Here is a 22,797-nt window from a genome sequence, read left to right as displayed (position 1 = left end):
ATATTCATTATGAATTTGGAAATATTTCGCGACTATTGCCTTCAAAAGAAACATGTCGAGGAAACGCTTCCCTTTGATGAATATACTTTAGTTTTTAAAGTAAATAACAAAATGTTTGCCTTGTTGAGTTTAAAGGATGAAAGAAAAAACGCTTGTAATCTGAAGTGTGACCCAGAAAGGGCATTAGAACTTAGAGCCGATTTCTCAGGAATTATTCCAGGTTATCACATGAGTAAAAAGCATTGGAATACGGTTTCTTTTAATGAGGACGTTCCAGAGCAATTAATTTTTGAGTTAATTGACCATTCTTATGACCTCGTTTTTCAATCGTTTTCAAAGAAAATTCAAAAAGAGTTAAGTGAATGAGTGTTCGAATAGATAAATTTATTTGGTTTACCCGCTTATGCAAAACACGCTCAATAGCGACAGAACTAGTTAAAAAAGGAAAAGTAAAACTGAATGGTGAAGGTATTAAGCCTTCTAGAGAGGTTAAGGAAGGTGATGTTATTGGAATTGTAAAACATACTTCACTTTTCACTTACAAGGTTAAATCGTTATTGAAGAATAGAGTAGGAGCTAAATTAGTTGAAGATCATTTGATAGATATTACTCCAATCGAAGAAATCGAAAAGTATAAGACATATCAAGCTGCCCAAAGTGCATACCGTGGACACGGAACAGGAAAGCCTACCAAAAAAGAGCGTCGAATATTAGGGAATTTCCTACATGATGATAGCCTCAATGAAGACTGGTAAAACAAATTTTAAAATCTTAAATTTGTATAAAATAGTGTTTTAGAATGCTATAATCTTTGATAAAATAATCTCGAAATTTAGTATATTTGCATTTAATTAATTTATAAGAAAAAATGGAAAATTACATTGATTCACCTATGGATTCTCAAATGAATCAAACTGCTTCTAAAACTCAGGTTAAAGAATTTTTTACAGCGGTATACACCTATATGTTTATGGCGCTAGTAGTATCAGGTGTTGTGTCTTGGTATTTAGCAAGTTCTGGATTATTCTCAGAATGGTTTTTAAACCAAGAGACACAGTCTCCAAAGATGTTGTTTTATGTTGTAGCTTTTTCACCATTAGGTTTGGTGTTCTTAATTCAAGCAAAACTTAGAAGTTTTTCTTTGCCTGCCTTGGTAGGACTTTTTGTTCTTTATTCAGCATTAATCGGAGCAAGTTTGGCATCGGTTTTCTTATATTACAGTTTGGGAGATATCGCAATCACTTTCTTCGTAACAGCTGGAGCATTCGGTGCTATGGCAATACTTGGATTCACAACTTCTGTAGATTTATCGAAAATGGGAAGTCTTTTATATATGGCTTTTATCGGGATCTTTATCGCGGCTATCGTAAACATGTTTATGAATAGCGAATGGTTGGCTTATTTGATTTCAATTGTTGGAGTATTCGTTTTCACAGGACTTACAGCTTGGGAAATGCAAAGACTAAAAGCAATTGCAATGGATACTTCTATTTCATCAGAAGATAAAGGGAAAGCGAGTTTAATGGGTGGTTTGACACTTTACATTTTGTTTATCAACTTGTTTATGTCCTTACTTCATTTGTTAGGCGGTAGAGATTAATTGATTTTTTAGAGAATTGATTATCTCCGTTTCAATTGAAAGCACTACTGCAAAGATTTAAACGTAAATCTCGAAGTTTAAAATAGTATTTAAAAGATTATATTTAAAGAGGGTATCTTTTAATCAAAACCCTCCAAGATTACATAGCAATTAGCTAAGTATTTTTGGAGGGTTTTGTTTTTTTAGTCAATTTCTAATTATGTTAAGTAATGGTAATTTCAATTCTAAAGAGACGCTCCTTTGAACTCGTCTCTTAATTCCCTTCTCAAAACTCCTTAGAGCTACAAACCCAGGCTGCCGAAAGCTTGTAGTTCGTGGTAGCCTGGGTTTGGTATTATAATTGGCTTCAATACTGCCTTACCCAATTACTCCTTAATGTAATTGTAATTCCTCCATTACAATGCTTGTGGCTCCACGCTGACCTTCAATAAATCGCTTAACTTCCTTTTGAATATCGTTATTCTTTGTAAATGCTAAGTAAGCTTCAAAAAATGCTTTATTTTCATCGCAGCTCTTACCAATTCCTGCATCAATGAATGCTTGTGCTTCTGGAAATTTGTGGTGAATTGGACCAAAGATTACTGGTAAGCCAAATGCTGCTGGTTCTAAGATGTTGTGCAATCCTGTTCCGAATCCACCACCAACGTATGCAATGTTGCCATAGCGATAGGCGTCGGCCAATACTCCAATACAATCCAAAATAAGCACTTGTGTATGTTGTTTTAATTCTTCTCCTTTTTGGATATTCGTATACAGTTGATAGTTGACTTTTAACCTGTTTTCAATTTGCTGAATATGTGCTCTGTCTACTTCATGAGGAGCGATGATAACTTTCGTATTAATTTTGTAATCATTGATGTAAGGAATAATCATTTCTTCATCTGTTGGCCAAGAACTGCCCATTACAAAAATTGATTCGTCCTTTGCCCAGGGAGAAATGGTTGAATTTTCTTTTTCTTCTTCTGCTCTTTGGGCAACACGATCGTATCTTGTATCGCCAGAAACCGTAACTTGGTTTATCCCAATAGTGGATAAAAGCTCCTTACTTAACTTGTATTGTACAAAAATATGATCGAATAAAAATAGAGCTTTTCTAAATGTTCCACCATACCATTTGAAAAAGCGGTGATTTTTTCGGAATGAAGCACTGATTGAATAGAGTTTTGCTCCATGTCTTTTAGCTGCTTTTAAATGGTTAACCCAAATTTCATATTTAATAAAAAATACTTTAGAAGGATTAAAGTATTTCATGAATTTTCGGGCATTTCTTTTTGTATCAAGAGGAAGATAACACGTGAAATCTCCTAGAGACTTATCTTTAATGTTTTCATATCCTGAAGGACTAAAAAATGTAACCAATATGTAATCGGAAGGATTTTCTTTTTTCCATGCTTCCATGATAGGCTTACCTTGATCATATTCACCTAGAGAAGCACAGTGAAACCAAATCACATTTTCTTTACTGAGGTCTGGAATTTTTGTCCAAAAGTTTTTACGGCCAATTCTCCATTTTTTTGCTTTTGTATGAAACAAAGCTCCAACACGCATCAGAAAGCCATAAAAATATATACCCAGAGTATAGAACATAAGGTTTTAATTGAAATAGTAGTCTTTTGTTTCTCTTTTGTAAATTGGAATTAACCAACCAAATCGGAAACCAGTCATATTTTCAATTCTAAGGTCTTTACTCACTTTTTCATCTGGATGGTCCCAAAAAACATCCCTTTGGTTTACTGTAAATCCTTGAAGGAAATAGATTCCGGCGTAAAAGTTAAAAATACCTCTGTTGGCCATGAAGTTGTATCCTATAAATTGAGATGTATTTGCCCCTGTCGTTAAGCGATCATAGCCTTGTAAGTAGTCTCCTTGAAGTTGCGGTATTTCGTCTTCTTGAGATTCAATTCTAAGCTTATGCCATAAATACCCAGCACTCAACTGTAACATAATTCCAGAGTTCGGATTTGGACTTAATACTGGGAAAATCTTACTTACAGATGCGTTTATATTGAAACCTCTATTAAACAAAAGGACAGTTGCAGGAGATCCTGATGAGTTAAAAACTTGACCATTTTTGTCTTGTAAGTTTTGGGCTAATCCATCAATTAATATGTTGTCGCCAAAAAAGAAATTTCCATCGATTCCATATATCCAATTTTTCTTGGTTTTATAACCTGCGTGGGAACCTAAAGAATTTGTGAATCCATAACGATCGGCTAAATCTCCTCCGGTCCAATTTCCTCCATAATGAATTCCGATATAAGGTGTTCCAATAGATTCAGATACATCTCTTTGCGCAAGAGCTTGATTCAAATCTGTAAATAGAAGGGTGGATGTAAATATTATCGAGAGAAAAATTATTTTATTAATCATAGCATAAAATTGTTTTACAAAAATATAAAGATAGAAGTAATAAGTGTATGTAATGCTGCTAATCTTTAAATATCATATACAGGTTTATTTTGTTGGTCTTATTTATAGTTAAACCTAATATATAAATGAGTCTATTGTATTATCGCCAAACATAATTTTTTTTAAATAGATTTAACTGTGATCTGGAATAGTCAAAGATTTAACTTGTCTTATCTCTCTCTCTCAAAACTCTACTCTCAGGCGTCCGATAAAAACTTTACAGAATTTGTGGAACTACTTCTTTAAATGGATTCTAGCGAATTGTTCCAATGTATACCTTCGTTTTTTTATCAAGAACCGCAGCGAAGGGAGCTCATGAAGAGCATTAAAATCTATAAAATAAACTGAATAAATGAAATATTTTTTAAAGCAAAAACATTGATTTCGGAGTAAACATTATCTTAATTGGACGGTAGTGACTCCCTGCTCCCTATTCCCTTCTGCTTACCTAAAATTTATACTTCCAAGCCTGTATCTTTTACCACTTCTGGCATAGATCTTTAATTTTTTTGTTTCAGTGAACTGACTTGAAAGTTGAGGAGTAAATAGTAAGTCGGATTCCTCTTTTCCAATAGTACTTTTTCTCGCGAACGCTCCATTTTCCTTATTTATACTCACATGACCAATGGTGTTTTTACCTGAACTGAACTGAGTGGCTAAGGGATCGTCTCCATTTTTATTATAATTACCGAATTCATCATAATTCAAAAGATTGTCATTGAAAAATAAGTGCACTTTATCATTAGAAATATAATACGTCGTAGACAAATAGTAACCTCCATCGTTAATTGATCTTTGGTACTTTGGAGTCAAAACATTCCATTTTAACTCTCCTAGAGTATCAAGTTTGAAAACTAAAACATCATTACTCCAAAAGTAGGAATCAATTGAGTTGCTTGCCCCAGGAACATCTGTGCCGCTGTACCTATATTCCAAAGCATTAAACTCTGCTATTCCAATGTAACCGTCTTCTGCAGGTTCAAACTGTAGAATATCAAATCCTTTATATTCATTGCGTATCGTGTATTGATCGTCCATAAAAGAAGTATTCAATCCTGTAATTGAAGTTGCCAAGTCATCTGAAAAAGCGGAAAATTTCTCGTTTATTAATTCTCCTTTCTTATTTACTTTGATCGTAAATACTCCGGTTATATCGCCATCTACGAATGGTGAATATAGTCCACTCACAATTATTCCTTCTCCATCTTTATATAAGCCAACCTCAGTGAAGAAATTTCCTTTTCCATCAATTAATTCATAAGTCAATTCTTGATTTTCTATTTTCCCAATGGATAAACTATGGAAGAATGGTTCTTGAATCATAAAGTTGTTGCGGGGTTGGTTATTAATGAAATGTCCAGCAACAATAAATTGAGTATTTTCATTTTGTGTGTAAAAATCTAGAAATTCATAATCTTTGGTAACGAATGGATAGATTAATTCACCTCCTTGAGGGAGGGATGTGTCATCCTTAAAATTCAAATATTTTATACTTGAATAATCATTAGGAAGAGATTCTTTTACGTATATCAATGAAGCCGCTTTTTTATCATCGCTACTCATTAATGTTAATTGAGAAATGTCAATTTCTTGGTTGTAAAAGAAATTTTCATGCAGCGAATAGCCATGATTTGAATTTCCCTGCGCATTTGGATTAATGAAATGATAGAATATTTCAGATTCCTTATTTAACATATTCGACTGAGCTGTCAATCCTAAAATGTTGTTTCCTAAAACGGTGTAATGCGTTAAGCTTGATTTTTTCCCGTTGCCATAAAATGTGACGCTTTGTGTTTTCGGAAGGCTATATCCATTTATGAAACCAAATTTATATTTTGAATTGTACCTGGTGAAAATCCCAGATATTGAATTTTCATTTTGAATGCAAAGTAACTCCCCAGAATTAGTTCTTATGAAATCCACTACGTTGGATTTAGACTTTTGTTTATCACCCAAAAAAATGGAAATATCTTTAAAATCAGCAATCACTTGTCCAAGTGAAAACTTTCCTACTAAACTCAGCAGACAAATTAGGATGAGATACTTTAATGAATTTTGCATTATCAATTATAAGGATGCTATATTTTATTCTCGTTAACGAATATACAATTCTCAAATTACTTTATGCGATGATTTAGTACAGAAAACGAAAAAGTGTCCAAACTTAGTTCAGACACTTTTCTAAAATTTTTGAGTTTTGGATTGGCTTCGTTGTCTTCGACGGGCTCAGTCAACGAAGCAGTTTTTCGGTGATTGAGCTTGTCGAAAGCACCTGAAAAGACTTTTCTTCTCTTGATGGTTAAGCCCAATCTTATCTTTCTCAGTTTTGATTGTCTTTTTTCAAAGACAAGGCTTGCGCAGTTTTAAATTAAAGGCGTTTATCTCTCAAATTGTTGCCTTCGACGGGCTCAGTCAACGAAGCTATTTTTCGGTGATTGAGCCTGTCGAAAGCACCTGAAAAAAACTATATTCCAGTATAATTCTGAGGTGTAATAACCTTCAACTCATTCTTAATTTCATCCGAAACATCCAAGGTATCAACAAAAGCATGAACAGTATCTTTAGTTACTTTCTCATTCTTACGTGTCAATCCTTTCAAAGCTTCGTAAGGTTTTGGGAAACCTTCTCTTCTTAAAATTGTTTGAATTGCTTCTGCAACAACTGCCCAATTGTTTTCCAAATCTGCATCAATTGCAGCTTCGTTAATCAATAGTTTTCCAAGTCCAGCAAATGTAGATTTGAATCCGATTAGTGCATGACTCAATGGAACTCCAACATTTCTCAATACCGTAGAATCTGTTAAATCTCGTTGTAATCTAGAAATCGGTAATTTACTTGCCAAATGCTCCAAAATTGCAGTTGAAATCCCTAAGTTTCCTTCTGAATTTTCAAAATCAATTGGATTTACTTTATGTGGCATTGCACTCGATCCAACTTCTCCTTCTTTCAATTTTTGCTTGAAATAATCCATTGAAATGTAAGTCCACATATCTCTGTCTAAATCAATCAAAATGTTGTTGATGCGTTTCATTGCATCGAAAAGTGATGCTAAATTATCGTAGTGCTCAATTTGTGTTGTAGTTTGACTTCTTGATAATCCTAAATGTTCACTCACAAAATGGTTTGCAAATGATTTCCAATCATCGTTTGGAAATGCTACATGATGTGCGTTTAAGTTTCCTGTTGCTCCACCAAACTTAGCTGAGTAAGGAACTGCTTTTAATTGTGCAATTTGAATTGAAAGTCTTTCATGGAAAACCAAAATTTCTTTTCCTAAGCGAGTAGGAGAAGCCGGCTGACCATGTGTTTTTGCCAACATTGGAATATCAGCCCATTCTTTAGCGTAATTTGCCAACATGTCCAATACCTCGTTCAGCGCAGGAAGATAAACATTTTCCACTGCGTCTTTCATTGATAAAGGAACTGCAGTGTTGTTAATGTCTTGAGATGTCAAACCAAAATGAACAAACTCCAAATATTTTTCTAAACCAAGTCCCTCAAACTTTTCTTTTACGAAATACTCAACGGCTTTGACATCATGGTTGGTTGTTCTTTCCGTTTTCTTAATAACGTGTGCATCTTCCTCCTTGAAATTTTTATAAATAGCACGCAAATCTTCGAACTTGTCTTTCGGAAACTCAGCTAATGGAGCAACTCCAGAATTTACCATTGCGATAAAATATTCGATTTCTACCAAAACACGGTATTTTATCAATCCAAACTCAGAAAAGTAAGGACTTAATTCTTCAACTTTTTTACGGTATCTCCCATCAATTGGAGAAATTGCAGTGAGTGTATTCAATTCCATTGCGCTATTATTAAAATATTCAATATTTAAAAATGCAAAGATACAAATTTAGAGTGAATAGTAATTGTTTCGATTCGATAACAAAGGTTTTCAATGAGGATTTTTGAATTAATTGATGTTTACCTATATTTAGTAATTACAATTCTAAGTTGAAAATCTTGGGATTTGAAATATTTGGGTTAATTTTCCTTAACTTTTGATTCAAAAATACTACACTATGTCAATACATTGTCTGCCATATTATATTTCCTCTCAGAAGTTTCGTTATGAAAAGGATGACATACACACATTACAAGACAAATTAAAGCTTTATCACAATCCATCCGCAAATAGTTTCACCATAGAGTTCTTAGAGAATGATGGAGTATATATCCTAAAAATTAAAACTAAAAACCAATGGCACACACGAAAATTAATTATGTATTAATCCTATTTCTTGCAACTATGCTATTTATAGGTTGTAAGAAAAAATCAAAGGATTATACAACGGTAATATGGGAGGTTGTGAATCCCGTAACTAATGAACCCTATACCAATATGTTGGTTCGTCTGTATGAAGCAAAAAAGAAAAATAATGGAATAGAGTATAAAGTCATTTTTGAAGGCAAAACCAATCAAGTGGGAATAGCCGAGTTTAGTTTTAAAGCCAACTTAACATCAGGCTATTGGTATAAGCCAGAAATTAACGAAGGTTCACTCGGGGTTAACGGAATTGACTATTCAGTAATTAAACAACCTTCACCTTCCGATGAAAGTGTTAAAAAGGATGAAGAGAATATCATAAGATATGAGATAATGCCTTATGGAGAGTTTATAATTCATATTAAAAATGTGGATTGCCAGAATGCGAGTGATAAAATGCGATACAGGGTTAACCAGATTTATACAAGGCCTTATGATGGATTTTCTAATTGGTCTCCAAGTCCAACATTAACTTCAGGATATTATGAAGGCTGTTATGAGAGTAGTTCTAATGTTTTGGTAAATCCATCAGATTCTATTATTTATGAGCTTGAAGTGACAAAAAACAATAGTATTGAATTAATCAAGCTGAAATTTCATAATCGACCAAATGTTGTTGATACTATGAAGTTATATTATTAACCAATGGCACACAAGAAAATTAATTATGTATTAATTCTATTTCTTGCATTTCTGCTTTTTACAGGCTGCAAGAAAAAATCGAAGGAGTATACTACGGTAATATGGGAGGTTATAAACCCCGTAACTAATGAACCCTATACAAATATGTTGGTTCGCCTATATGAAGCAAAAAAGAAAAATAATGGGATTGAGTATAATTTGCTTTTTGAGGGCAAAACCAATCAAGTGGGGATAGCCGAGTTTAGTTTTAAAGCAAATCTGACATCAGGTTATTGGTATGAACCAGAAATTAATGAAGGCTCGCTTGGGCATAATGGCTTTGACTACTCGGTATTAAAACAGCCTTCTCCATCTGACGAAAGTGTTAAAAAGGATGAAGAGAATATCATAAGATATGAAATTGTGCATATTGTGGAATATGTGCAGCATACTAAAAATATAAATTGTCAGGGGAGTAATGATAGAATGAGATTTCGAAGAAAATTTGTTTTTACGGGAAACGGAGTCAATAACTATAGTGCTTGGATTCCTAATATAAATCACAATGGCTTTAAATACTTGGAGGGTTGTTATGATAATACTTCTTCTAAAATTATTATTCCATCTGATAGTATTTTATACGAATTGGAGGTTGTAAGAAATGGTAATAATGAAGTTATTCACAAAACGTTTTATGTTGGTTCAGGACAAATTGACACTGTTAAACTCTACTACTAATGGCACACAAGAAAGTTAATTATGTATTGATCCTATTTCTCGTGGCTCTGCTACTAGCAGGCTGCAAAAAAGAAACATCCGTAGTTATCCAAGCGCAAGACTTAACCGGCGATGGCACAGCCTATGCAGGGCAAGAAAACGCAGTTTCAGAATCGTGGACTCCTTTTTTTGAAACGAAATCTAAAATTGTAGCCACAGGATTTTTAGATGAGAACGGAAAAGCTTCGTTTAATTTGAAAATGAAGAATAACAGAAAGTATGTTTTGGGAGTAAGTGAGCCTGATAATATTTGTTATGGTGGGCTTGTGCAGCATTATTTGGATCATGAAAAGAATAATTTGGTTGATTTTGATTATTTAACTTGTGGTTATTTGGATATTAAAAGCAATAATGTAAATTGTGAAGATGCTAATGACGAGTTTAGGTATAAATATTACGTTTCATCAAATCCATATATATATATATATATATATATAAGGGGTTTTTATATAACGGAGAATGGGCTCAAGGAGTTTATATAGGAGGTTGTCAAGATTATTCAGGTATCTATATATATAATCAAAGACCAGTTGGCAATTATACGGTTGAATGGGAAGTCAAAAGAACAAGTGGCACAACCACAGGAATTGATTATTTTACAGTTGATGAAAACGATACAACCACGTATGTTATTGAATACTAAATGAAACATTTAATATATATCACTTTAATACTTTTCTTCGCAACTTCATGCAAAAAAGAGACATCCGTAGTTATCCAAGCCCAAGATTACATCACCGGTGACGGCACAGCCTATGCAGGACAAGAATATGCAGTTGCAGAGTCTTGGACACCTATTCAAGAAACAAAATCTAAAATTGTAGCATCGGGATTTTTAGATGAGAACGGAAAAGCTTCCTTTAATTTGAAAATGAAAAACAATAGAAAGTATGTTCTAGGTGTAAGTGAGCCTGATAATATATGCTATGGTGGTCTTGTTCAGCACTATTTGGAGCATGAGAAGAGTAATATGGTTGATTTTGTATATGCAGAATGTGGATATATTAAACTTAAAATTGATAACGTCAATTGTCAAGGGCCAGGTGATGAAATGGTACTGTTCCAAGGTAATCAAGTAGGGAACTTTGATTTCAGTCAACCTTGGGGACATGATGGGTGCGCTTTTTGGGAATCAAACGGATATTCGGAAGTTCCTATGGGGGAACAATATTACAAATGGGAAGTCACCCGATCAGGAATTACAGAAATATTTTACGATACAATTTATTTGCAAGAGGGAGAGCAAAAGGAGTATGAGATTAACTATTAAAGAATGACACTCCAAACAATTAAATATCTATTCCTACTCCTATCAACTGCAATGTTAACAATTGAAGATGTGAAGTCACAAGACTCATTGACAATTGAAATACCTCATGAAGAAAAAAACATTCATTCCATAGGACTTTTAGCCAGCATTGATTGTGGTTTGGGATTATCTTATCGTTTTCGTAATCCTACTAATAATTTCGGTTTGCAGGTGAGTACAATTCCTGCTGTTTCTGATGGTTTTTACGCTCAATTTGCTGGTTTTGCCATTCATCAATACTTTTTCAATCGAGAAAAAGTCAACCTTTATGGTTACCTAGGAATAAATACTAGCATCATCATTGGATCAAATACAGGTTTTGACATTTTTAATATTATTGGTGGTTTGGGAGTTGGTGCTAGTTTTAATTTGGGTAGAAGCTGTACAATACAAGCTCAGCTAGGTTTAGGACACCACCTTAAGGAAGAGATATTTACTGAAAACCGAAATTTCATTTCACCAGGCTTAGGTGTTTTGTATAATTTTTGAATTTTCACTGTTGAAATAATTGCTTTTTAATCACTTTTTCTTTTTTTCTCCTGCATGGTCTCATTAAAATGAATATCCAATGTGCAACTTTCACATTCTATAGAGTAGCCGAAAAGTAATCTGTGAAATATTTACAAGCGAAAAAACTTGCTTATAATTGTATTATGTCCAAACTATCCTAACCTGAAAAGAAACTTTCCTACAAACGTAATTTTCTTAGTAAATTTTATCAAGTTCAAAACGACTTCATAAAATTTATCCTTCCTACCTTTGCCACATAATTCAAAATCATTAATGAAATTCTTCAAACATTTCACATTGGGACTCCGAAGTTATTGGAAAGCCATTGGTTTTATCAAAACACATAAATTGTATTGGTACATGCCAATTCCTGCTTTGCTGATGTTGTTGATTTATTATGTGGGAAGTCGATTCGCAGCTTGGCAAGCAGGTTGGTCGGAGGAACAAGGTTGTTTGGAATGCACCAATATGAATGAAACAATTTGGTTTCTTCTTAAAATGTTGCTCAGCATTTCTATTGGACTCATCTTAATGAAATTTGCAAAATATATCGTTGTCGTTTTACTTTCTCCATTGATTTCTATAATTTCTCAGGTGGTAGAAAAAAAATTAACGACCAATAAATATCCTTTTTCCATGAAACAAACTTTGCATGATGTGAAAAGGGGTTTGCGCATTGCCATGAGAAACGTAATGTGGGAATATGTCTTTTTTCTGCTCATTCTTATTGTTTCCGCTTTGGGTTGGGATGAAGTGCATCAGTCCCCATTTTTCTACCTCACTTTTGCAATCGGTTTCTTCTACTATGGCTTTAGTTTTATCGATTATATTAATGAAAGAAGAAGATTGGACATTGACCAGAGTATCCATTTTATCAGAAATCACCGAGGTTTGGCCATTGCCATCGGAAGTATTTATTCCATTTTCATCCTAGTTCCAGTAGATTTAGGTAAAATGGTAGATTACGAAGGTTTTTTAGATCATCCTTTCGAAACTTTGGGCGCAAGTCTCTTCCAATTTCTGCTGTGGATGCTTGCTTCTATTGCTCCAATATTCACAATAGTAGCAGCTACAATAGCAATGCATGATTTAGTAGATTTAAGCAATAATGAATTTGCAGAAAAGGAGGAAGATGAATTTGAATTTGTTGATTATGAAACAGATGAGTAGATTTGTGAAATATTGGACAGCTAAAGAGATATTCTTTGCTTACATTTCTTTACTTTTGAATTCTAATTTAGTACCAATTCAAATATATAGTTTACTCAAATTCAGTAAACATTTATAATGCATAAAGCCTATGAAATTATTTTTCACTCTTGTTTTTCTTTCATCAGTATTTATTTCAAATGCTAATTCATCGGAAATTCATCAATCCATTGCTCCACCAGATTCCACATCGTCTTTGATTGACCGCACCGCTTCCAAACTTTTTGTAGAAGAAGGTAAAAAAGATTTTGAATTGGGAAGAACAAGAGATGCTTTAAGAAGCTTCCGTGAGGCTTATGTTAGAGATCAATTCAATGAAAAAGCTGTCTATTGGATAGGTGAAGCACATTACAAGATGGATAATTTCGGTTATGCCTTGCAATATGCTAGAATTGCAGAACAACTAAATAGCGAAGAAAACGTAGACTTACTTTACCTTATGGGGAGGGCTTATCACCGCGAAAATAAATTGGACAGCGCAAAATTGAAATATGAAAGAGTAAACGAATTACTTTCTAGTTCAAAAAAGAAAATTTACGAAATTCAACATTTAATGGATGAAGTGAAGTTTGCTGATTCTGTTTCCAAAATTGATTTAAAGTATGAAAAAATATTATTGAATGCTCAAATCAATTCAGGTTATGATGATTATAATTTTGTGATTTCTCAAGATGGAAAAGAAGCGTTTTTCGTTTCTAGAAGACCAGATACAAAAGGAGCAGGAGTAAACCCAAACGATCAGCGCTATTTTGAAGATGTTTATTACACCAAATGGAACGAAGCGGATAACGATTGGGGAAAAGCCAGCAATGAAATTGACCGATTAAACACAGAAGGATTTGATGCTGTTAATGATATTTCAGCTGATGGAGAAGAAGTTTACCTCACAGTGAATACATCTGTGGCAGATATTAGGAATCAAACCAGAGGTTCTGATATCATGATTTCAAAAAGAACTAAAGAAGGAAAATGGAGCACTCCGAAGCCTATTCAAAATAGTTCAATTAACACTTCTTATTTTGATGGAGCACCAACAATTACCGGGGATGGGAATACCATGTATTTTGTGAGTGATAGAGATGGAGAGAAATCCAAATCAGATATTTATGTTTCTTACAGAAATGGAAAAAGTTGGGGTCCTGCCAAGAAATTGCCCATGACTTTAAATACAACAGGGAATGAAACAACACCATTTGTAACCTCAGATGGTAGATTCTTGTTCTTCTCTTCTGATGGATATACAGGAATGGGAGGTTATGATGTTTATGTTTCGGAAAACAATGGAATCGTTTGGTCTAAACCAATCAATTTAGGTCCAGAGTTCAATACCGTAAATAATGATATTTTCTTTAAATTTTACGATAAGTTGAACAAAGCAGTTGTTTCAACCTATAGAATTCAAGGAAATAAATCTAGTATGGATATTTTTGAATTGATGTTGAAAGATTGGAAAATCTCAACTAAATAATTGAAACATTCGTAATTATTTAAAATTACTTTTCTCAATAATATACAAAGGACGATTCATCACGTTCTTATTGATTCTACTAATGTATTCTCCAATTATTCCAATTGAGATTAATTGAACACCACCGATAAACATTGAACTGATAATTAAAGAAGTCCACCCTGTGATTGTCTGATTTAAAATGTAGTGAGAATAGATTGCATATAAAATGATAATAAACGATAGGAAAGAAATTGAAAAACCAATTTTCGTAACTAATTGCAATGGTTTATCTGAAAAACTAGTAATTCCATCCATCGCAAATTTGACCATTTTTCCTAAAGAATAACCCGTTTTACCAAATCTTCTTTCATCTCTATCAAAAAGCACTTCTGATTGTCTAAATCCTAGCCAAGCTATTTGTCCTCTCAAGAATTTATTCTGTTCTGGCATTTGTTTCAGGTAATGAACTACCTGCTTATCGATTAATCTAAAATCGCCAGTGTCCAAAGGAATGTCAATTGAAGTTATTTTCCTTAGTGTTCGATAAAACATTTTTGCTGTAGTTTTCTTGAAAAAACTTTCTCCTTTTCTTTCTCTTCTTCGGGCGTAAACTATTTCGAACCCTTCTTTATGCTTATCATATAATTCCATTATTAATTCTGGAGGATCTTGTAAATCTCCATCGATAATTACCACTACTTCACCGGAGCATTTGTCAATTCCTGCCGTTACAGCTATTTGGTGACCAAAGTTTCTACTGAAATTAATGTAGAAAACACGATTGTCTATTTCTGTCAATTTCAATAATTCGAGTAAGGAATGATCTTTACTTCCATCATTCACAAAAATCAGTTCGTAGTTCTCGGAGATTTGAGAAACTGTCTTTTGAATACGATCATACAATTCCGTTATAATTTCTTGTTCATTATAAATAGGAACGATTACCGAAATATCAATTGCTTTATTATTCTTTGTTTCCATAAATTTTATAAGTTACCACATTACCCTTTTGAAAAATGATTTCATATTTATAATGTTTGATAAGGTATTCTTTTAAATGTTTTTGTTGGGCAATTACCTTGTCTCCTGAATCGAGATTTTTCCAATCTTTAAATTCAGTTTTGATTCCTTTATCGTTTAGAATTTTGATATAAAATAGGTTGTGAGCGTTATATCCATCATAAAGAACAAATGTGTTATTTATATCAATTCTGCCTCTTGCCGCATCTTGTAAATAATGACCCAATTCATAAAACTCAACCTCAAACCGATGTTCTTTTGGTAAGTACGTCTTCTCAAAAACTTGTTGATATGGTGTTACACCTAATAAGAATAAAAAAATAAATGGGGTGATATTGTACCAAAGTGTTTCATTAAAAACTGTAGTGTTTTTTAGAACGTTAAATATATAATAAATAAATACTGCGATTAAAATGGCGGAGAAGGGATACATGGGAACTGAATACCATTCTATTTTTGTTTGTGCAGTGGATATTATTAGGAAGAAAGTAACAACCATTAAAGTTGAAAAAAGCGTTAAGCGATTTATTTTTTTGTCTTTAACTAAGAATCCAAAGATAACTCCACATGGTATGAGAAGATGCCAATAGGATAAATGTTTATTAATAAAATTATCCAAATAAAACCAAAAACCGTGTTCATGATCTTCTATTACTTCTAAAAATCTTCCTCCTAATTCATTCCCTTGAACAGCAGCAATAAAACCTGGATTATCGGCTTCACGAAGGGAATAGTATCCAACCACCAGAATCAAAAATGAGATTAATCCAAAATAAAAATGCTTGTTCTTGAGCAATGGCAGAAATTGTTTTTTAGCTAAACTATAAATTAGTAGTGCTGGTAGGAACAACATACCCGTTATACTTTTGGTTAATACGGCTAAAGCGGTAAACAGAAAAAACAGGTAAAGCTGTTTGTCGTTTTTAGTCTCGCAAAAGGAATAGAAAAGTAAGCCACTCAAAGTTGTGAAAAGTGTGAGTAAAGCATCATAATCTCCAGTCCGTGTCGCATGAAAATCAATATATCCAAAAGTTGTGATTAATACAAATACAGTAATAAAGCCAAACCAAAAACTCTTTAAGTATTTCAAAGAGAAAACCAATAAACCAATGCAAGTGAAAAGTCCGGCAAAAGCGGAAGGTAGTCTAATGGCAGTTTCGTTAATTCCAAAAAGTTTCATTGAAATCACTTGCAACCAAATCAGTAGGGGAGGTTTTGTATTCCACATATCTGGAGTTCCATCGTAATGAGTTACGATAAAATTTCCATTTTTCAACATTTCTAATGCATTGATAGCATTTCTTCCTTCATCCCAAATGCGAATAGGTAAACTTCCCAAATGTCCAAATAGCGGAAAAAATATCAGCACTGCTAAAACAATATATTTCAAGTGTCTTAAGTAAATAGCGTTCATTTTAATAATCATTTGTTTTATTCAAGTTACCGAGAGTGGTGGCTGAGTTTGTCGAAGCCTAGCTCGTGGTCTTGGTATTCTCTAATCTACCACCGTCAACTTCGCAAACTTCAAAATCAAAGTCTTCTGTCCTACTCTTGGGAAGAAAACAGTTGCTTTTTGATCTGAACCTGCTCCAGCCAATGCAGTTACTTTTCCTTTTCCGAAACGAGCATGTTCAACATTGAATCCAACTTTTAAATTTTCTGTTGTTCCTCCACCAGTGCTTTTAGCTGAACTTGATCCAGAAGTTGTTTCTTTCACAGGTCTAAGGTTACGATTTCCCGTTCCCATCTGACCAAAACCTTTGGTTCTCTCTTCAGATGGTCTTTGGTAACCACTTAAGGATCTTCCCCCTGTACGACCTCGTGTTTCGTTTTCATGAATCACAAATTTATTATCTACTTCATCGATAAATCGACTAGGTTCGGCGGTTACCAATTGCCCCCAGCGATATCTACTCACAACATATGATAACGTACATGTTTTTTCTGCTCTAGTCACGGCTACATAAAATAAGCGACGTTCTTCTTCCAATTCCGTCCTAGAAGTCAACGATAATTGTGAAGGAAATAAATTCTCTTCTAGTCCTACAATATAAACATGAGGAAATTCCAGACCTTTGGATGCGTGAATTGTCATCAAAGTAATCGTGTTTTTGTCCTCTTCTTTATCCTTGTCGGCATCTGTTAAAAGCGCAACATCAATTAAAAAGTCACTTAAAGTTCCTTTCTCATCTTTTTCTTCTTGTTGAACAGAGAATTCTTTTATTCCGGCCAATAACTCCTGAATATTTTCATAGCGTGTTACTCCCTCTGGAGATTTATCGTCATATAAATCTTTGAGAATTCCAGATGATTGCGCAACATTGTTGGCTAATTCGTATGCCGGCGCAGTTTCCATTTGTGCTGCATAACTTTGAATTTTCAAGGCAAATTGAGCCATTTTATTTTTAGCTCCTGAACTGATTGAAACTGGATATCTATTAAAATCAGAAATCACATCCCAAATTGAAACATCATATTGTCGAGCAGCCAAAACTACTCCATCCATTGAGGTTTTCCCAATTCCTCTTTTCGGGTAATTGATTACACGTTTTAGTGCTTCTTCATCTTTAGGATTTGCAGATAACCTGAAATAAGCTATCAAATCCTTAATTTCCTTTCTTTGATAGAATGAAAGTCCACCATATATTTTATACGGTAAATTCAATTTTCTTAAAGACTCCTCAAAAGATCTCGATTGCGCATTTGTTCTATATAAAATAGCAAAATCTTTATAGTCGGCACCTTCACTTTGTTTAATATCGAAAATCTTATTTGTAATTACTCGACCTTCTTCGTTATCTGTTAAACAACGAATGATATTAATTTTTCCACCTTCAGTGTTAGAAGTCCAAACATCTTTTTGAATTTGATCTTTATTTCTTTTGATGATGGAGTTTGCAGCATTAACGATGTTACTAGTACTTCTATAATTTTGCTCCAGCTTAAACATGTTGAAATCTGGATAATCTTTTTTGAAATTCAGAATGTTCTCAATGTTAGCTCCACGGAAAGAATAAATACTTTGAGCATCATCTCCAACAACACAAATGTTTTCGTAAACTGCTGCTAATTTTTTTACAATTAAATATTGAGAGTAATTGGTATCTTGGTACTCATCAACCAGTACGTATTTGAATTTTTGTTGGTAGAAGTGTAAAACTTCTGGAAAATCTCTGAGCAATACATTGGTTTGATAGAGTAAATCATCAAAATCCATTGCACCTGCTTGAAAACACCTTTTGGCATATTCCTTATAAATTCTAAAAATTTCTGGTTTTCTTGACATTCGATCTTCAGAAACAATTTCCACATTGGCTTCATAAGCTGCAGGAGAAATTAAATTGTTCTTTGCGCTAGAAATTCTTCCTTGAACTGCATTCGGCTTATAAACTTTATCGTCTAAGCCAAATTCTTTGACTATTGCTTTAATTAAACTTCTAGAATCTTGGGTATCATAAATTGTGAAATTAGATGGATAACCTAATTTATCAGCATTATATCTTAACAGTTTTGCAAATACAGAGTGAAAGGTACCCATTGTTATATTCATGGATTCATTTCCACCAACTATTGAATTGATTCGCTCTTTCATTTCCTTGGCTGCCTTGTTTGTAAAGGTAAGCGCAAGAATACTAAAGGAATCAACACCATTTCTCAAAAGATGTGCGATGCGATAGGTGAGTACTCTGGTTTTACCAGATCCCGCTCCTGCAATAACCATCATTGGTCCATCAATATGTTCAACAGCTTGGCGTTGACTTTCGTTTAATCCTTCTAAATAATCCATAAAAACAAAGATAAAAATAACCTTTGATGTTGTAAGGTTTTAAAATTCTTTTTACACATCCCAGTCATATAGTTAGTATTGATTAGATGCATAAAAAGCATATAACTATTGATTTGAAGTTTATTGGTAGGGTGTTGGTTGGCTAGGTGAAAAGTGAATCAAGATTTTTCACAATCTTTTTGGAGTATTAATCTTAGTGATTTTTTTTGTTGTAAAGCTCCATTGAGTATTTACCTCGTAGTTTTTTTAAATTTTTCTACTTCTTTTTATAAATAATCCAAATATTAATTATATTTGCTTTCGAAGAGTAAAGTGATAGATAATTCCTTTCTCGGAATAAAAATTCTAACTCGAATTTTCTGTATTCCTAAAAACAGAAAAAAATGTCATCTAAGACAAGGCAAAGAAATTTAATCAACACTTCTTTGTTAAAAATCAGGAAGTTTTCTTGATAATCTATTGTATTCTAAAATTATATTTTTATTTTTGCAACCCTCAAAGCAGTTTTGAGGAATTATTTATTGTAAAAATTTAATGTAAAAATATGCCAACTATACAACAGTTAGTGCGCAAGGGAAGAACAGCGCCGGTGAAGAAGAGCAAGTCAGCAGCACTTGATTCTTGTCCGCAGCGTAAAGGAGTATGTGTGCGTGTGTACACCACTACACCTAAGAAGCCTAACTCAGCTATGAGAAAAGTAGCCAGAGTACGTTTAACAAATGGTAAGGAAGTCAATGCTTACATCGGTGGAGAAGGTCACAACCTTCAAGAGCACTCGATGGTATTGGTTCGAGGAGGAAGAGTAAAAGATCTTCCGGGTGTTCGATATCATATCGTTCGTGGTGCAGAAGATACCGCGGGTGTTGAAGGAAGAACACAACGTCGTTCTAAGTATGGTACTAAAAGACCTAAAAAATAAAACGTAAGTCATGAGAAGAAAAAAGGCCAAAAAAATTGAGATCCTTCCGGATCCAAAGTTTAACGACGTTCAAGTAACAAAGTTTGTGAATAACTTAATGCTTGACGGTAAGAAAAACACTTCTTTCAAAATCTTTTATGATGCAATTGACATCGTTGAAAGTAAATTGGAAGACCAAAAAGGTTTGGATGTGTTTAAAAAAGCAATCGAAAACATTACTCCTAGTGTAGAAGTAAGAAGTAGACGTGTTGGTGGGGCGACTTTCCAAATACCTACTCCTGTACGTGAAGGAAGAAAACAATCATTAGCTATGAAGTGGATGATTACTTTTTCTCGTAAGCGTAACGAAAAAACAATGGCTCAGCGTTTAGCTAACGAGTTTATTGCTGCTTCTAAAGAAGAAGGTGGTGCATACAAGAAAAAAGAAGATACTTTAAGAATGGCGGAAGCTAATAAAGCATTTTCACACTTCAGATTCTAAAGATAAGTTATGGCAAAAAGAGATTTAAAATATACGAGAAACATCGGAATTATGGCGCACGTAGATGCTGGGAAAACCACAACTACGGAGCGTATTCTTTATTATACAGGAATTAGCCATAAAATTGGTGAGGTTCATGATGGTGCTGCCGTTATGGATTGGATGGAGCAAGAGCAAGAAAGAGGTATTACAATTACTTCTGCTGCTACTACTGCATCTTGGACATATTTAGATAAGGAATACAAAATCAATATTATTGATACTCCTGGTCACGTTGACTTTACTGTTGAGGTAGAGCGTTCATTACGTGTTTTGGATGGTGCTGTAGCATTGTTTTGTGCTTCTTCAGGTGTTGAACCACAGTCTGAGACTGTTTGGAGACAAGCTAATAAATATGGTGTTCCAAGAATCGGTTTCGTAAATAAAATGGACCGTGCTGGTGCAGATTTTTTAGGAACTGTAAACCAAATTAAAGAAAGATTAGGAGGTACACCAGTTCCACTTCAGTTGCCAATCGGTTCTGAGGATGACTTTAAGGGTGTTGTTGACCTAATTGTAAACAAAGCTTTTGTTTGGAATGAGGAAGATTTAGGGATGACATGGACTGAGGTAGAAATGCCTGAGGATATGAAAGAACAAGTTGCTGAATACAGAAACTACCTTATCGAAACTGTAGCTGAGTCTGATGATGCTTTAATGGAGAAATTCTTTGAAGATTCTGATTCAATTACAGAAGATGAGATGATTGCAGCAATTAGAAAATCTACTGTTTCTATGGCTATCACACCAATTATGTGTGGTTCTGCCTTCAAAAACAAAGGTGTTCAAACACTTTTAGATGCGGTAATGGCATTCTTACCTTCTCCTTTAGATGTTGAAGCTATTGAAGGAACTAATCCTGATTCAGGAGAAACGGAAAAAAGAAGACCATCTACTGATGAGCCTATGTCTGCTTTAGCATTTAAAATTGCTACGGATCCTTTCGTTGGTCGTTTATGTTTCGTTAGAACGTATTCTGGACAAATTCCAGCTGGTTCTTACGTTTACAATACACGTACTAATAAAAAAGAACGTATTTCTCGTTTATTCCAAATGCATGCAAACAAGCAAAATGCAATAGATATGCTTGATTGTGGTGATATTGGAGCAGCTGTAGGATTTAAAGATATTCGTACTGGTGATACTTTGTGTGATGAGAAACATCCTATTGTATTAGAATCAATGGATTTCCCAGACCCAGTAATTGGTATCGCTATCGAGCCTAAAACTAAGGCAGATGTTGAAAAATTATCTGTAGGACTTAATAAGTTATCTGAAGAGGATCCAACATTCCAAATTACTTCTAACGAAGATTCTGGACAAACAATTATCTCAGGAATGGGAGAGTTGCACCTTGAAGTACTTATTGACCGTTTGAAACGTGAATTTAAAGTAGAGGTGAATGAAGGTGAACCTCAAGTATCTTATAAAGAGCAGATTTCTACACCGGTTGATCACAGAGAAACTTACAAGAAACAATCAGGTGGACGTGGTAAATTCGCAGATATAGTTGTGAAAATTAGCCCACAAGATGACAAAGAAAAATTAGGTTTAGAATTCATTAATAGCATTAAAGGTGGTAACGTTCCTCGTGAATATATCCCTTCAGTTCAAAAAGGTTTTGAAACTGCTATGAAAAATGGTGTTCTAGCTGGATACCCAATGGATTCTCTTAAAGTTGAGTTGATTGATGGATCTTTCCACGCTGTCGATTCAGATTCTCTATCGTTTGAGGTAGCAGCAAAAATGGCTTATCGTCATGCAGTTCCTAAAACAAACCCACAACTTCTTGAGCCAATCATGAAATTAGAGGTTGTTACTCCAGAAGAAAATATGGGGGATATAGTAGCGGATTTAAATAGAAGACGTGGACAAATGCAAGGAATGGACGACCGTCATGGTGCGAAAGTTATCAAAGCATTCGTTCCTCTTTCTGAAATGTTTGGTTATGTAACCACTTTGAGAACTGTATCATCAGGACGTGCAACTTCAACTATGGAGTTCGCTCACTATGATATTTGTCCAAGAAACATTGCAGACAATGTGATCGCGAAAATTAAAGGAAATGTTACAGCTTAATCTATAAGTAATGAGTCAAAAAATTAGAATAAAATTAAAGTCTTACGATTACAACTTGGTTGACAAGTCAGCTGAGAAAATCGTAAAAACAGTAAAAACAACTGGAGCAGTAGTAAGTGGACCAATTCCACTTCCTACGCACAAAAGAATTTATACTGTATTGAAATCACCACACGTTAACAAAAAAGCGCGTGAGCAGTTCGAATTATGTTCTTACAAGAGATTGTTAGATATTTATAGTTCGTCTTCAAAAACTGTTGATGCTTTAATGCGTTTAGAGTTACCAAGTGGTGTTGACGTAGAAATTAAAGTTTAAT

22 protein-coding genes are annotated in these 22,797 nt (G+C 34.0%); 15 read left to right on the top strand and 7 right to left on the bottom strand.

All coding sequences use genetic code 11. The features are described from left to right. The first annotated feature begins 9 nt into the window (after nt 1–9). The 3 genes from C6368_RS06310 to C6368_RS06300 all read left to right on the top strand — a co-directional run bounded on the left by C6368_RS06310 (nt 10) and on the right by C6368_RS06300 (nt 1,600). The gene (locus C6368_RS06310; RefSeq protein ID WP_107038348.1) at nt 10–366 is read left to right on the top strand and encodes an MmcQ/YjbR family DNA-binding protein; all 357 of its coding nucleotides are present in this window, start codon (nt 10–12) and stop codon (nt 364–366) included. Beyond that, nucleotides 363–755 carry an RNA-binding S4 domain-containing protein gene (locus C6368_RS06305; RefSeq protein ID WP_107038347.1) on the top strand — a complete coding sequence of 131 codons (393 nt, stop codon included), beginning with the start codon at nt 363–365 and terminating at the stop codon, nt 753–755. The genes C6368_RS06310 and C6368_RS06305 overlap by 4 nt, the downstream gene beginning before the upstream one ends. Nucleotides 756–868: 113 nt before the next feature. Next, on the top strand, nt 869–1,600 hold the full coding sequence (locus C6368_RS06300; RefSeq protein ID WP_107038346.1) for a Bax inhibitor-1/YccA family protein: 732 nt from the start codon (nt 869–871) through the stop codon (nt 1,598–1,600). A 372-nt stretch (nt 1,601–1,972) separates the two neighbouring features. Here C6368_RS06300 and C6368_RS06295 read toward each other — a convergent pair whose 3' ends face one another. The 4 genes from C6368_RS06295 to purB all read right to left on the bottom strand — a co-directional run bounded on the left by C6368_RS06295 (nt 1,973) and on the right by purB (nt 7,817). Further along, nucleotides 1,973–3,187: a 3-deoxy-D-manno-octulosonic acid transferase gene (locus C6368_RS06295; RefSeq protein ID WP_107038345.1), complete on the bottom strand. Its 1,215-nt coding sequence runs from the start codon at nt 3,185–3,187 to the stop codon at nt 1,973–1,975. A gap of 6 nt (nt 3,188–3,193) precedes the next feature. After that, complete coding sequence (locus tag C6368_RS06290) at nt 3,194–3,970, bottom strand: hypothetical protein (protein ID WP_107038344.1); 777 nt, start codon at nt 3,968–3,970, stop codon at nt 3,194–3,196. A gap of 483 nt (nt 3,971–4,453) precedes the next feature. Beyond that, nucleotides 4,454–6,070: a hypothetical protein gene (locus C6368_RS06285; RefSeq protein WP_107038343.1), complete on the bottom strand. Its 1,617-nt coding sequence runs from the start codon at nt 6,068–6,070 to the stop codon at nt 4,454–4,456. Between the two features lie 403 nt (nt 6,071–6,473). Continuing rightward, nucleotides 6,474–7,817 carry an adenylosuccinate lyase gene (gene purB / locus C6368_RS06280; RefSeq protein WP_107038342.1) on the bottom strand — a complete coding sequence of 448 codons (1,344 nt, stop codon included), beginning with the start codon at nt 7,815–7,817 and terminating at the stop codon, nt 6,474–6,476. 217 nt (nt 7,818–8,034) lie between these two features. Between purB and C6368_RS17620 the strand changes: the two genes are divergently transcribed. The 8 genes from C6368_RS17620 to C6368_RS06240 all read left to right on the top strand — a co-directional run bounded on the left by C6368_RS17620 (nt 8,035) and on the right by C6368_RS06240 (nt 14,173). After that, nucleotides 8,035–8,244 (top strand): T9SS type A sorting domain-containing protein, encoded by a 210-nt coding sequence (locus tag C6368_RS17620; RefSeq protein ID WP_107038341.1) that lies wholly within the window; start codon nt 8,035–8,037, stop codon nt 8,242–8,244. Then, nucleotides 8,214–8,921, top strand: a complete 708-nt coding sequence (locus C6368_RS06270) for a hypothetical protein (RefSeq protein ID WP_159038471.1) — start codon at nt 8,214–8,216, stop codon at nt 8,919–8,921. The genes C6368_RS17620 and C6368_RS06270 overlap by 31 nt, the downstream gene beginning before the upstream one ends. 3 nt (nt 8,922–8,924) lie before the next feature. Next, nucleotides 8,925–9,638, top strand: coding sequence for a transthyretin-like family protein (locus C6368_RS06265; RefSeq protein ID WP_107038339.1), 714 nt, complete (start codon nt 8,925–8,927; stop codon nt 9,636–9,638). After that, nucleotides 9,638–10,159: a hypothetical protein gene (locus tag C6368_RS06260; RefSeq protein WP_107038338.1), complete on the top strand. Its 522-nt coding sequence runs from the start codon at nt 9,638–9,640 to the stop codon at nt 10,157–10,159. Before C6368_RS06265 ends, C6368_RS06260 begins: the two co-directional genes overlap by 1 nt. A gap of 161 nt (nt 10,160–10,320) precedes the next feature. After that, nucleotides 10,321–10,947: a hypothetical protein gene (locus tag C6368_RS06255; RefSeq protein ID WP_107038337.1), complete on the top strand. Its 627-nt coding sequence runs from the start codon at nt 10,321–10,323 to the stop codon at nt 10,945–10,947. A 3-nt stretch (nt 10,948–10,950) separates the two neighbouring features. Continuing rightward, entirely contained in the window at nt 10,951–11,475 is a 525-nt protein-coding gene (locus C6368_RS06250) for a hypothetical protein (protein ID WP_159038470.1), read from the top strand. Nucleotides 11,476–11,769: 294 nt separating this feature from the next. Continuing rightward, entirely contained in the window at nt 11,770–12,666 is an 897-nt protein-coding gene (locus C6368_RS06245) for an EI24 domain-containing protein (RefSeq protein ID WP_107038335.1), read from the top strand. A 130-nt stretch (nt 12,667–12,796) separates the two neighbouring features. Next, a complete protein-coding gene (locus C6368_RS06240) occupies nt 12,797–14,173 on the top strand; it encodes a PD40 domain-containing protein (protein ID WP_107038334.1) in 1,377 nt (458 codons plus the stop codon). Between the two features lie 15 nt (nt 14,174–14,188). On the opposite strand, the gene C6368_RS06235 is transcribed toward C6368_RS06240, so the two are convergent. From C6368_RS06235 to C6368_RS06225, 3 genes are all read right to left on the bottom strand, one after another. After that, the gene (locus C6368_RS06235; RefSeq protein WP_107038333.1) at nt 14,189–15,136 is read right to left on the bottom strand and encodes a glycosyltransferase family 2 protein; all 948 of its coding nucleotides are present in this window, start codon (nt 15,134–15,136) and stop codon (nt 14,189–14,191) included. Beyond that, complete coding sequence (locus C6368_RS06230) at nt 15,120–16,589, bottom strand: ArnT family glycosyltransferase (protein ID WP_159038469.1); 1,470 nt, start codon at nt 16,587–16,589, stop codon at nt 15,120–15,122. The genes C6368_RS06235 and C6368_RS06230 overlap by 17 nt, the downstream gene beginning before the upstream one ends. Before the next feature lie 81 nt (nt 16,590–16,670). Further along, complete coding sequence (locus tag C6368_RS06225; RefSeq protein WP_107038331.1) at nt 16,671–18,962, bottom strand: ATP-dependent helicase; 2,292 nt, start codon at nt 18,960–18,962, stop codon at nt 16,671–16,673. A 544-nt stretch (nt 18,963–19,506) separates the two neighbouring features. Here C6368_RS06225 and rpsL point away from each other — a divergent pair. Genes rpsL through rpsJ form a run of 4 tightly spaced genes read left to right on the top strand, consistent with a single transcriptional unit; the run spans nt 19,507 to nt 22,796 of the window. Next, nucleotides 19,507–19,881, top strand: a complete 375-nt coding sequence (rpsL, locus tag C6368_RS06220; protein WP_107038330.1) for a 30S ribosomal protein S12 — start codon at nt 19,507–19,509, stop codon at nt 19,879–19,881. A gap of 10 nt (nt 19,882–19,891) precedes the next feature. Next, nucleotides 19,892–20,362, top strand: coding sequence for a 30S ribosomal protein S7 (gene rpsG / locus C6368_RS06215; protein WP_107038329.1), 471 nt, complete (start codon nt 19,892–19,894; stop codon nt 20,360–20,362). Between the two features lie 9 nt (nt 20,363–20,371). Continuing rightward, on the top strand, nt 20,372–22,480 hold the full coding sequence (gene fusA / locus C6368_RS06210) for an elongation factor G (protein WP_107038328.1): 2,109 nt from the start codon (nt 20,372–20,374) through the stop codon (nt 22,478–22,480). Nucleotides 22,481–22,490: 10 nt separating this feature from the next. Beyond that, nucleotides 22,491–22,796, top strand: a complete 306-nt coding sequence (rpsJ, locus tag C6368_RS06205; RefSeq protein ID WP_107038327.1) for a 30S ribosomal protein S10 — start codon at nt 22,491–22,493, stop codon at nt 22,794–22,796. Nucleotide 22,797 lies beyond the last annotated feature (1 nt).

Source organism: Brumimicrobium mesophilum, assembly GCF_003025005.1.
Taxonomy (GTDB): Bacteria; Bacteroidota; Bacteroidia; order Flavobacteriales_D; family Crocinitomicaceae; genus Brumimicrobium; species Brumimicrobium mesophilum.
The sequence above is the reverse complement of the archived record's forward strand: the minus strand, read 5'-3'. Positions and strand labels throughout refer to the sequence as shown.